General features: G+C 71.0%; 12 protein-coding genes. 6 read left to right on the forward strand and 6 right to left on the reverse strand.

The features are described from left to right. Nucleotides 1-35: 35 nt before the first annotated feature. Both HUJ41_RS06540 and treS read right to left on the reverse strand, forming a co-directional pair. Complete coding sequence (locus HUJ41_RS06540) at nt 36-728, reverse strand: 3'-5' exonuclease (RefSeq protein ID WP_179871881.1); 693 nt, start codon at nt 726-728, stop codon at nt 36-38. A 9-nt stretch (nt 729-737) separates the two neighbouring features. Next, a complete protein-coding gene (treS, locus tag HUJ41_RS06545) occupies nt 738-2,459 on the reverse strand; it encodes a maltose alpha-D-glucosyltransferase (protein ID WP_179871882.1) in 1,722 nt (573 codons plus the stop codon). A gap of 93 nt (nt 2,460-2,552) precedes the next feature. On the opposite strand from treS, the gene HUJ41_RS06550 reads away from it, so the two are divergent. Next, nucleotides 2,553-3,437, forward strand: coding sequence for an alpha/beta fold hydrolase (locus HUJ41_RS06550; RefSeq protein WP_179871883.1), 885 nt, complete (start codon nt 2,553-2,555; stop codon nt 3,435-3,437). After that, nucleotides 3,434-4,525, forward strand: coding sequence for a glycosyltransferase family 4 protein (locus HUJ41_RS06555; RefSeq protein ID WP_179871884.1), 1,092 nt, complete (start codon nt 3,434-3,436; stop codon nt 4,523-4,525). Before HUJ41_RS06550 ends, HUJ41_RS06555 begins: the two co-directional genes overlap by 4 nt. Before the next feature lie 4 nt (nt 4,526-4,529). Here HUJ41_RS06555 and HUJ41_RS06560 read toward each other — a convergent pair whose 3' ends face one another. The 3 genes from HUJ41_RS06560 to HUJ41_RS06570 are packed head-to-tail and all read right to left on the reverse strand — an operon-like array spanning nt 4,530 to nt 6,527. Continuing rightward, nucleotides 4,530-4,994 (reverse strand): YbaK/EbsC family protein, encoded by a 465-nt coding sequence (locus HUJ41_RS06560; RefSeq protein ID WP_179871885.1) that lies wholly within the window; start codon nt 4,992-4,994, stop codon nt 4,530-4,532. Then, the gene (locus HUJ41_RS06565) at nt 4,994-5,638 is read right to left on the reverse strand and encodes a histidine phosphatase family protein (protein ID WP_179871886.1); all 645 of its coding nucleotides are present in this window, start codon (nt 5,636-5,638) and stop codon (nt 4,994-4,996) included. Before HUJ41_RS06565 ends, HUJ41_RS06560 begins: the two co-directional genes overlap by 1 nt. A gap of 40 nt (nt 5,639-5,678) precedes the next feature. Continuing rightward, nucleotides 5,679-6,527, reverse strand: a complete 849-nt coding sequence (locus HUJ41_RS06570) for a Sir2 family NAD-dependent protein deacetylase (protein ID WP_179873907.1) — start codon at nt 6,525-6,527, stop codon at nt 5,679-5,681. 112 nt (nt 6,528-6,639) lie between these two features. On the opposite strand from HUJ41_RS06570, the gene HUJ41_RS06575 reads away from it, so the two are divergent. Continuing rightward, complete coding sequence (locus tag HUJ41_RS06575) at nt 6,640-7,470, forward strand: TrmH family RNA methyltransferase (protein WP_179871887.1); 831 nt, start codon at nt 6,640-6,642, stop codon at nt 7,468-7,470. A 10-nt stretch (nt 7,471-7,480) separates the two neighbouring features. Then, nucleotides 7,481-8,707, forward strand: coding sequence for a D-alanyl-D-alanine carboxypeptidase family protein (locus HUJ41_RS06580; protein ID WP_179871888.1), 1,227 nt, complete (start codon nt 7,481-7,483; stop codon nt 8,705-8,707). A 12-nt stretch (nt 8,708-8,719) separates the two neighbouring features. On the opposite strand, the gene HUJ41_RS06585 is transcribed toward HUJ41_RS06580, so the two are convergent. Then, nucleotides 8,720-9,496, reverse strand: a complete 777-nt coding sequence (locus HUJ41_RS06585; RefSeq protein ID WP_179871889.1) for an SGNH/GDSL hydrolase family protein — start codon at nt 9,494-9,496, stop codon at nt 8,720-8,722. 170 nt (nt 9,497-9,666) lie between these two features. Here HUJ41_RS06585 and HUJ41_RS06590 point away from each other — a divergent pair, with 170 nt between their 5' ends. After that, nucleotides 9,667-9,930, forward strand: coding sequence for a GlsB/YeaQ/YmgE family stress response membrane protein (locus tag HUJ41_RS06590; protein WP_179871890.1), 264 nt, complete (start codon nt 9,667-9,669; stop codon nt 9,928-9,930). A 104-nt stretch (nt 9,931-10,034) separates the two neighbouring features. Continuing rightward, nucleotides 10,035-11,318, forward strand: coding sequence for a DNA polymerase IV (locus tag HUJ41_RS06595; RefSeq protein WP_179871891.1), 1,284 nt, complete (start codon nt 10,035-10,037; stop codon nt 11,316-11,318). Nucleotides 11,319-11,351 lie beyond the last annotated feature (33 nt).

Raw genomic sequence — 11,351 nt, forward strand, 5'->3', positions numbered from 1 at the left:
TGCAGGGGCACTGGGTGCGCGATCGCACCCCCGGCTTACGACAGACGGACGGGCCACCCGCGGTCGGCCGTGAAGTGCTGGTCGCGCTGCGTGCGCATGTAGTCCTCGAAGCTGTCGGCCTGGGTGTCGTGCCACGCGATCTGGGTGGCGTGCAGCCCCTCGAGCGTGTCGGGCATGGCAGCGGAGTGCTGCGCGACGATCGCGCGGGCCACGTGGCCTGCCGCGATCGCGTCGATACTCGCGTCGTGCGCACCGTCGAGAAGCACGCCGTAGTGGGCGCACGCGGCCTCGAGAGTGCGCTTGCCGCGTCGGTAGCGGTCCACCGCCTTGTCGATCACGAGGGGATCGATGACGGGGGCGGGGGCGACGAGCGGCTCGAGGCCGTGCCGCACAGCCTCGTGAGCGAGGAGCGTCAAGTCGTACGGCGCGTTGTAGACGACGAGGGGGAGCCCACGGTCGAGCACCGAGCGCAGCTCGACCAGCACCTCGGCGACGACCTCCGAGGCAGGGCGCCCCTCGGCGCGTGCCCGTTCGGTCGTGATGCCGTGGACGGCGGCGGCCCCCTCCGGTATCTCGATGCCGGGGTCGGCCATCCATGACCGCGAGGAGACGACGGCTCCCGCGGTGTCGAGCACCCCGACGTACGCCGTCACGATGCGCGACGTGCGCACGTCGACGCCCGTCGTCTCGAGGTCGAACACGGCGAGGTCGCGCAGCAGATCGGTCACGCGGCAAGCCTAGGCGGGGGCTGCGACACTCCGTTCGCCGACATGCAGCCAGTAGAAGTTCTGACTGCCGAGGGTGAGCGTGAGCCGCCCGTCCTCCCCGATCGTGGGGAAGGCGGAGCCGCCGAAGAGGTCGGAGAGCGCACGACCCTCGAACCCGGGCAGATCGACCGTCACGGAGACGGGATTGTGGGCGAACGAGAAGACGCACAGGATGCGCTCGGCGGGATCGCCGAGCTGGCTGCCGGAGCCTTCGTACTCTCGCACGAACGCGAGCACGGACTCGTGATCGGTCTCGAGCACGCGCATCGTGCCCAGACCGAAGGTCGGGTGGGCCTTGCGAACGTGGATGACGTTGCGGATCCAGTGCAGGAGCGATCGCGGCTGGGCGAGCATGCTCTCGACGTTGATCTGGTTGTAGTGGTAGACGAGCGACTGCACGACGGGGAGGTAGAGCTTGCCTGGATCGGCGTGCGAGAAGCCCGCATTGCGGTCGGGCGTCCACTGCATGGGCGTGCGCGAGCTGTCGCGGTCGGGGAGCCAGATGTTGTCGCCCATGCCGATCTCGTCTCCGTAGTACAGGAACGGGCTGCCGGGAAGGGCGAAGAGGAGCGCGTGCGCGAGCTCCAGCTCGGCCCGCGAGTTGTCGAGCAGGGGAGCCAGGCGACGGCGAATACCGATGTTGGCGCGCATCCGGGGGTCGTATGCGTACCAGCCGTACATGGCCTGCCGATACTCCTCGCTCACCATCTCGAGGGTGAGCTCGTCGTGATTGCGCAGGAAGACGCCCCAGGCGCTGCCGGGAGGCGCTGCGGTCTCCTCGCCGAGCTGACGCTGCAGCTCGGTCGCCTGCTGCGAGCGCAGCGCGTAGAAGATACGGGGCATGACCGGGAAGTCGAAGGCCATGTGGCACTCCGGCTCCTCTGCGGTGCCGAAGAACTCGGCCACCTCCGTGGGCCACTGGTTCGCCTCGGCGATGAGGACGCGGCCCGGGTACTCGGTGTCGACCATCGTGCGCAGCTTCTTGACGAAGTCGTGCGTGGCCGGCTCGCCCTCGCCGTTGCCCCCGTCAGTCTCGTAGAGGTAGGGGATGGCGTCGAGGCGGAAACCGTCGACCCCCAGATCCGCCCAGAAACGGAGCACGTCGAAGATCTCCTCGTGCACCTTCGGGTTCTCGAAGTTGAGGTCGGGCTGGTGCGAGAAGAAGCGGTGGAAGTAGAACTGTCGGCGCTCGGCGTCGAATGCCCAGTTCGACTCTTCCGTGTCGACGAAGATGATGCGGATGTCCTCGTACTTCTCGTCGGTGTCGCTCCACACGTAGTAGTCGCCGTACGGCCCCTCGGGGTCCTCTCGAGAGGCGATGAACCACGGATGCTGGTCGGAGGTGTGGTTGATGACGAGGTCGATGACGATGCGCATGTTGCGCTCGTGGGCCTTGGTGACGAGCTCGCGGAACTCGTCGATCGTGCCGAACTCGGGCAGCACCGCGGTGTAGTCGCTCACGTCATAGCCGCCGTCGCGCAACGGCGACTGGAAGAACGGCGGCAGCCACAGCGCGTCGACGCCGAGCCACTGCAGATAGTCGAGCTTGGAGATGAGGCCGGCGAGGTCGCCCGTGCCGTCGCCGTTGCCGTCGACGAAGGAGCGCACCATGACCTCGTAGAACACGCTCCGGCGATGCCAGTTCGGGTCGAGGGTCAGGCCGGGAAGGGTGATCGGTGCAGTGAAGTTCACAACGCTCCTCGGCGCCGGGGGCGGACAGTGATCACCACTGTAGACCGCGTCGACAACCGGTTCCACATGCCAGGCCGACCTAGACTGATCGGGATGTCCGCCCCGTCTCCCTACGCCGCCTCGCTCGCGCGCATTCCCCGCCGCGATCGCGCGCTCGACGTGCTCGGTTCGCGCACGCACCTCGTCGAGTACGGCCCCGCCGAGGCGCAGCGCACGCTCGTGCTCGTCCACGGTTTCCGCGGCGACCACCACGGCTTGGAGCCGGTCATCGCGCATCTGCCCGAGTTCCGCATCCTCTCGCCCGATCTGCCCGGCTTCGGCCTTTCGGCGCCGCTCGAGGGCCGAGCGCACGACATCGCCTCCTACGCCGCCTGGCTCGACGCGCTCCTGGAGGAACTGGGAATCCGCGGTGAAGCGGTCGTCCTCGGCCATTCGTTCGGGTCGATCGTCGCGAGCGCCGCGGTCGCGAGCGGCACTCCCACGCCCCACCTCGTTCTCGTGAACCCGATCGGCGCACCAGCCCTCTCCGGCCCTCGGGGAGTGCTCACGAGGCTCGCCGTGGCCTTCTACCGCGCGGGCGCCGCCCTGCCCAGCCGCCTCGGCTTCGCCGTCCTCCGCAGCAGAGCCGTGACGCGCATCATGAGCGTGACGATGGCGAAGACGCGCGATCGCGCTCTGCGCCGCTGGATCCACTCTGAGCACGACCGCTATTTCTCGGGCTTCGCCACGCGTGACATGCTGCTCGAGGCCTTCCGCGCCTCGGTCTCGCACGACGTCTCCGAGTTCGCGGCCGACATCGCATCGCCCACCCTCCTCATCGCCGCCGTCGACGATGACATCACGCCGATCACGCGCCAGCGCGAGCTCGTCGCGCTGTTTCCCGACGCCCGCCTCGTGGAGATTCCCGATGTCGGCCACCTCATCCACTACGAGACGCCCGAGGCCGCCGCCTCGGCGATCCGCGAGTTCCTCGCGTGAAGATCGTCGTCGACTGCCGATACGTGCGCTTCCCGCGCCACGACGGCATCAGCCGGTTCACAGCCGGCATCGTGGATGCTCTGCGCCCGCTCCTGCGCGACTCGGAGTCACTCGACCTGCTCATCAGCGATGAGCGTCAACTCGCGATGCTGCCCGAGGGTCTTCCCTGGCATCGCGTGAGCGGGCCGACGAGTGCCCGGGAGCCTCTCGTCGCCCGTCAGGTGAACCGCCTCGAGCCCGACGTGGTGTTCTCGCCCATGCAGACGATGGGCGCGCTCGGCCGCCGCTACCCGCTCGTGCTGACCCTGCACGACCTCATCTACTACGCGCACCCCACACCGCCGCGTGATCTGCCGTGGCCCGTGCGGCTGGGCTGGCGCCTGTACCACCTGGCGTGGTGGCCGCAGCGACTGCTGCTGAACCGCGCGGACGCCGTCGTGACCGTGAGCGAGACGACGCGTGCGCTCATGCTCGAGCACCGCCTCACGCGGCGCGCGATCACCGTCGTGCCGAACGCGGCCGAGCGCCCCGCGGGCGTCAAGCCGCGCATCCGCCCCGAGGGCATCGAGCTCGTCTACATGGGCTCGTTCATGCCGTACAAGGGTGTCGAGACGCTCGTGGCGGCGCTGCACCTCCTCCCGGGAGCGCGGCTGCACCTGCTGAGCCGCATCCGCCCCGGCGACCGCGCGCGCCTCGAGGCGGCCGCCCCTGCGGGAGCGCTCGTCGTCCACGACGGCGTCAGCGACGAGGAGTACGCGGACCTGCTCGACCGGGCCGCGGCACTCGTGAGCGCCTCCCGCGACGAGGGTTTCGGCATCCCGCTCGTCGAGGCGATGGGGCGCGGCACGCCCGTCGTCGTGAGCGACATCCCGATCTTCCGCGAGATCGGCGGCGAGACCGCGCTGTATGCGGCGGTCGGGGATGCTCAGGCCGTCGCCGCCCGCATCACCGAGCTGCTCGAGCCGGGGGAGTGGGAGCGCCGCTCCGCCGCCGCACCCGCCGAGGCTGCACGCTTCGACTGGGGCCGATCGGCGGCCGTGCTGATCGAACTGCTGCGCGCGCAGGCCGCTCGTGGTCGCGAGTCCTGAGCGCTCAGCGCGTGCCGATCGCGGCGAGGAGGCCGCCGGACCAGTCGACGAGCTGCTGAGGCGCGGCCGGGAACACGTCGTTCGCACTGCCCGCGGCCGACCACACGGTCGAGTAGCGCAGAAGGTCGCGGTCGACGACCGTGCGCACGGGCGCCGGGTGCCCGATCGGGGGCACTCCTCCGATGGAGTAGCCCGTGGCGCGCTTGACGGTCGCCGCATCCGCCTTCTCGATGCGCGCTCCCAGTACCACTCCGAGTGCCGCGAGGTCTGCCCGATTGTCCCCAGACACGAGAGCGAGCACGGGTTCGTCGTCGGCGAGGAAGACGAGCGACTTCACGATCGCGCCGACCTCGCAGCCCACGGCAGCCGCAGCGTCGGCGGCCGTGTGGGTCGAGTCGGGCATCCGCTGCGGTGCCAGGCCCAGGTGGGCGGTCGCCGCGGCGAAGCGCTCCGCACCCGACGCGGCCATCAGGAGGCGCTCCGAGCGTCGTCCTCCCGATGGGCGAGCGGGTTCTGGTCGAGGAAGTCCTCCGCGAAGGGGAAGATCGACTGCTCGTCGAGCGGATCGTCGAAGCGCACGAGCTCGAGACCGGCGTCGGCGTGCAGGAACGAGTGCACCGAACCGTTGGTGATCGGCTCGCGATGACGGCCAGGCGCGACCGCTTCCAGCACGCTGCGGATCACACCGCCATGCGCGACGACGATGATCGACTCGCCCGGATGCTCGGCCGCGAGCCGGTGCAGCGCGGCGACGATGCGCTCGCCCACCGCCTCGCGCGACTCGCGCCCCGGCACCTGGACACCCTCGGGAAAGCGCTCGTCGAGCTCGGCACCCGTGAGTCCCTCGGCCTCGCCGTAGTTGCGCTCGACGAAGGCGCCATCGAGCTCGGGATCGGCGAGCCCCGCCTCCTCGGCGATGAGCCGTGCCGTCTCGGCGGCCCGCACGAGCGGCGAGGCGACGATGCGGCTCCAGGCTCGGCCCGCGACCACACGGCCCGCGGCCCGTGCCTGCTCGCGCCCCGTGTCATTGAGGGGGATGTCGGTGGATCCCTGAATGCGCCGAGCGCGGTTCCAGTCGGTCTCGCCGTGGCGCACGAGCGCGAACGCAGTCACGCAACTCCCTCCGCCGGTCGGCGAAGGTCGCGCGCACCGGTCAGGCCCGCAGAGCCTCGCGCAGAGCGGCGAGCGTCTCGGTCGTGCCCGCTTCGATCTTAACCGCTGCCCGAGCGTCCGCCTTGGTCTCGCCGCGGTTCACGATGATCGTCGGGATGCGCTTGCGACCCGCCTGCACGACGAGCCGGACGCCCGAGTTCACGACGAGGGAGGAGCCCAGGATGAGCAGGGCGTCGGCGCGCGCGACGAGCCCGCGGGCCTCCTCGAACTTCACGGAAGGCACGAACTCGCCGAAGAACACGATGTCGGGCTTGAGCGTGCCGCCGCACACCGAGCACTCCGGCACCTCGAAGAGGCTGATGTCGTCGACCTCGGCATCGCCGTCCGGGTTGATGCGGTGGTTGTCGCCCGCCACGAGCCACGGGTTGAGCGTCGCGATGCGGTTCGCGACCGCGGCCCGCGAGAAGGTCTGGCCGCAGTGCAGGCAGCGCACGCGGTCCATGCTGCCGTGCAGGTCGACGACGCGGCGCGAGCCCGCGCGCACGTGCAGGCCGTCGACGTTCTGGGTGATCACGCCCGTCACGGTGCCGTCGGCCTCGAGCTGCGCGAGAGTCTCGTGGCCGGAGTTCGGCCGTGCCTGGGCGAAGCGCTCCCACCCGAGGTGGCTGCCGGCCCAGTAGCGCTTGCGATACGGCTCATCGGCGAGGAACTGGCTGTAGGTCATGGGGGTGCGCACGGGCGCGCCGGCGCCACGGTAGTCGGGAATGCCCGAATCGGTGCTCACGCCCGCTCCCGTGAGCACGGCGATACGGCGCCCGGCGAGAATCTCCGCGGCCTGGGCGAGCGAGGCCTGCGCGAGGGCATCGAGGGGCCGAGCATCCGCCGCCATCATGCTCACGGTCGCCTCCCCAACGCCTCAGTGACCTGTCTACGAGACTAAACGCCCGCGGTTTCCGATATGTTTCCACGGGCTGGGACACGCCTACCGAAAGGACTCGCACATGCGCCTCGAGCGACTCACGACGCTCGACGGCGCCGACCTGAGCGACTACGCCCGCCTCACCGACGTCGCCCTGCGGCGCGTGCAGGAGCCCGCGGGAGGCCTCTATCTCGCCGAATCGATCACCGTCATCGGGCGCGCCCTCCGGGCCGGGCACCGCCCGCGGTCCGTGCTCACGAGCGAGCGCTGGCTCGACGACCTCGAACCGCTGCTGGTCGGCCACGACGTGCCCGTGTACGTCGGCGCGCCAGGACTGCTCGAGGAGCTCACAGGCTTCCACCTGCACCGCGGCGCGCTCGCGAGCATGCACCGCCCCGAGCCTCTCGACCCTGCAGACCTGCTGCGGGATGCTCGGCTCGTCGTCGTGGTCGAAGACGTCGTCGACCACACCAACGTGGGCGCGATCTTCCGCTCCGTCGCGGGGCTCGGCGCGGACGCCGTGCTCATCACACCGCGCTGCGCCGACCCGCTCTACCGCCGCAGCGTGCGCGTCAGCATGGGCACCGTGCTGCAGGTGCCGTGGGCTCGGCTGCCCGACTGGCCCGAGGGCGCGCGTCTGCTGCACGAGCACGGCTTCACGATCGCGGCGCTCGCGCTCGCCCCCGACGCAGTGGGGCTGCGCGAGTTCGCCGCCGAGCGGCTCGACCGCGTGGCACTGCTTCTGGGCTCCGAGGGCGATGGGCTCAGCCGCGGCGCACTCGGTGCTGCCGACGTCGTCGTCACGATCCCCATGGGGCACGGCGTCGACTCGCTCAACGTCGCGGCGGCCAGTGCTGTCGCGCTCTACGCGCTCGGCAGTGCGGCCGCGCCCCGCACTCCGCCTGCTTCCTAGACTGGAGCGCGTGACCCGCCGCCGCCCCCTCCTGCGCTCGGTCGCCATCGCCGCTCTCGTCGCCCTCGGCGCGAGCACCCTCGGCTACAGCGCCTTCGCCGTGCTCGCCCCCGTGCCGGCCGTGGAGCCTCACGTGCAGGCCCTGCCGGAACTCGTCACACCCGCGCCCGAGGTGAGCATCCCCGGCTACGGCGCCGCCGCGATCGGCGCCGCGGACCGGCGGCAGGTGTTCGCGAGCCGCGGTCTCGACGAGGTGCGCCCCATCGCATCGATCACCAAGGTCATCACCGCTCTTGTCGTGCTCGACGCGCACCCCGTCGAGGAGGGCTCGTCCGGCGCGACGATCACGCTCACCCAGGCCGACAGCGACCTCGTCGCCCGCTATCGAGCACTCAACGGCACGACGGCTCCCGCTCCGGTCGGTGCGACGATCACGCAGCGCGAGATCATCGAGCTCATGATGGTCGCCTCCGCCAACAACTACGCCGAGACGCTCGCGACGTGGGCGTTCGGCTCCGTCGCCGACTACCTGTCGGCCGCGCGCGCCTGGCTCGACGCGCACGACCTGGCATCCATCTCCGTGGGCGATACGACGGGGTTCTCGCTCCTCAACCGCGCGAGCCCCCGCGCGCTCCTGGACCTCGGCCGGCTCGCTCTCGCCGATCCGGTCGTGGCCGCGGCGGCCGCGCTGCCCGCGGTCACCGTGCCCGGCATCGGCACCTACGAGAACCGCAACCTGATCGTGGGGGTCGACGGTGTCACGGGGCTCAAGACGGGCACCCTCATCGAGGCGGGAGCGTGCCTGCTCTTCTCGGCGCGAGAGGTCGTCGACGGCGAGGAGGTCGATGTCGTCGGGGTGGTGCTAGCCGGGCCCGACCATCCCACCGTGGCCGACGACGTGCGCACCCTCCTCGCGAGCGCTCGAGACGACTTCCACGAGATCACGATCGCCACGGAGGGGCAGCTCGTCGCCCGCTACGAGACCGAGTGGGGCGCGAGCGCGAGCCTGCACGTCGCCGAGACCGTCGCCGACCTCGTGTGGGGAGAGGTGCGTGCGATCGGCGTCGTGCGCGCCCCGCAGCTGCAGCCGGGCGTGCCGCTGCCCGACCCCGGTAGCGTGACGGTGCGCTACGGGGACCGTCGGGTGAGCATCCCGCTCGAATGGCGCGGAGCGCTCGAGGGGCCCGACCTCGCGTGGCGCCTCGCGCAGCCGCTCGAGGCTGTCTGGGGCGAGTAGGGGAGTGCCGCGTCAGCGGTGCGGGTGCGAGGCGTCCGGTCGCTTGGGCGTGATGTAGTCGCCGGAGGACTGGTGGCGGATGCGCCTCACGACCCACGGGACGAGGTACTCGCGCGCCCACCCGAGATCCTCGACGCGCGCCTGGCGCCAGCTGCGGCGGGGCAGCGGTTCCGGCTCGCGCGGCTCGAGGTCGTGCTCGACGCCGAGCGCCTCGAGCGCCATGATCGCGATCGTGTGGTGGCCCATCGGCGAGAAGTGCAGGCGGTCGCGGTCCCACATCTGAGGGTCGCGAAGCTCACGCAGCTTCCACATGTCGGCGACGATCGCGTCGTGCTTGGAGGCGATCGCCCGCAGATTCTCGTTGTAGATCGCCACCTTGCCGCGCACGCGCCGCAGCACGGGCGTCATGCCGATATCGGGGCCGTTGAACATGAGCACCGTCGCGCCGTTGCTGCGCAGCTGCACGACGAGCTCCTCGAACCGCTCGGCGACCTGGTCGGGGTCTGTGCCGGGGCGGATGATGTCGTTGCCACCCGCCGAGACGGAGATGAGGTCGGGGCGCAGGGCGAGCGCGGGCTCCACCTGCTGCTCGGCGATCTGCTTCAGCAGTCGACCGCGCACGGCGAGATTCGCGTAGGCGAAATCATCGGTGCGCAGTGCCAGCTGCTCGGCCACGCGGTCCGCCCATCCGCGATGGCCGCCGCGGCTCTGCGGCTCCGGATCGCCGATGCCCTCGGTGAACGAGTCTCCGATCGCCACGTAGCGGGACCAGGGGTGAAGCTGTGCCATGGCTCTAGAATGCCAGAGCCGCACCGACTGCGCGGCCTGGGAAGTTTCTGAACGTGGAGTACCCCCGAACGGGGTCGACCTGGTTGACTACCTGCTGAGCGTTTCCACCGGAGCGCTCGAACAGCGGCTGACACTCGAACCGCGTGCCGCCATAACGAAAGGAGCGCCCCATGGGTTTCCTCGCATTCCTGCTCATCGGACTCATCGCCGGAGCCATCGCTAAGGCGATCCTGCCGGGCAAGGGCCCGGGAGGCTGGCTCGCCGCCCTCGTCATCGGAGTCATCGGCGCCCTCCTGGGCGGCTGGCTCGGCAGCGTCATCTTCGGCGTCGACCTCGGCGGGTTCTTCTCGATCGAGACCTGGCTGCTCGCCATCGGCGGGTCGCTTCTCGTGCTCGTCATCTACGGCGCCATCGCGGGCCGTCGACGCGCCTGACGCAGGACTCGCACGACGCCCGCGACGGGCGGGGCGCCACGGCGCCCCGCCCGTCGCGCTGTGTGAAGATGCATCGGTGAGGATGCACCCGTGAGGCGGCGAGCGTGAGCAAGCAGGACGGCAGCGGCCGGCAGGTCACCGCGACGCCCACGGACGACACGAGCGCGAGCATCCTGCACCTCGACATGGACGCGTTCTTCGCCTCCGTGGAATTGCTGACACGCCCCGAGCTGCGAGGGAAGCCCGTGATAGTCGGGCACCGCGGAGCGCGCTCTGTCGTGACCGCCGCGACCTACGAAGCTCGGCGCTACGGCGTCAACTCGGCCATGCCCATGAGCATCGCGCTGCGCCGCTGCCCGAACGCGATCGTGCTCGAGCCCTACTACGAGCGCTACCAGGAGGCGTCGCGCGCCGTCATGGCGATCCTCGGAGATGTGACACCGCTCGTCGAGCCGCTCAGCATCGACGAGGCGTTCCTCGACGTGAGCGGCGCCCGCGGCCTCTTCGGGCCGCCGTACACGATCGCCCAGAGCCTGCGCGCCCGCATCACGCACGAGACGGGCCTCGTCGCCTCGGTCGGCGCCGCCGCGACCAAGTTCGTCGCCAAGCTCGCCTCGAGCCGCGCCAAGCCCGACGGAGTCCTCGTCGTGCCCGAGGCCGAGACCGCGGCCTTCCTGCGGCCGCAGCCGATCAGTGCGCTCTGGGGTGTGGGAGCCGCCGTCGCCGAGCGGCTCGAGCGCATCGGCGCGCGCACCGTCGGCGACGTCGCCGACCTCCCGCTGCCCGCGCTCGATGCGGCCGTCGGCGCCGCAGCCGCAGGCAAGCTGCATGCGCTCGCGAACGGCATCGACCCGCGGGCCGTGACCCCCACACGGCTCGAGAAGTCGATCGGCCACGAGATGACCTTCGAGAGCGACCTGCACGACCGCGCGGCGCTCGACCGAGAGCTGCTGCGTCTCTCCGACCTCGTCGCGCGCCGGCTGCGGCGCGGCGGGTGGGTCGCGCGCACCGTCGCGATCAAAGTACGCTTCGGCGACTTCACGACCCTCACACGATCGCAGACGATCGCCGAGCCCACCGAGGTGGCGCAGCGGCTCGCGACCGAGGCCCGAGCGCTCTTCGCCGCCGCGCCGACCCAGGGGAGGGGCATCCGCCTCATCGGCGTGCGCGCCGAGAACCTGCTGCCGACGGGTGCCGTGGCGCGCGGCCTGTGGGACGACGACGAGTCGTGGCGCGAGGCGGAAGGCACGATGGATGCCCTCGCCGCGCGCTTCGGGCGCGGTGCCGTGCAGCGGGCGTCCCTGTTGTCGACCCCGGAACGCCGGCGCTCGGCGCTGTCGGGTCAGGATGCTCCGCCCGCGTCCCCGGAGCCGCCCGCCCGCGCGTGACCCTTCTGGGCTCATCGCCCGCAGTCCGCGTCG

Origin of the sequence: Microcella indica (genome assembly GCF_013414345.1) — a bacterium.
Classification (GTDB): Bacteria; Actinomycetota; Actinomycetes; order Actinomycetales; family Microbacteriaceae; genus Microcella; species Microcella indica.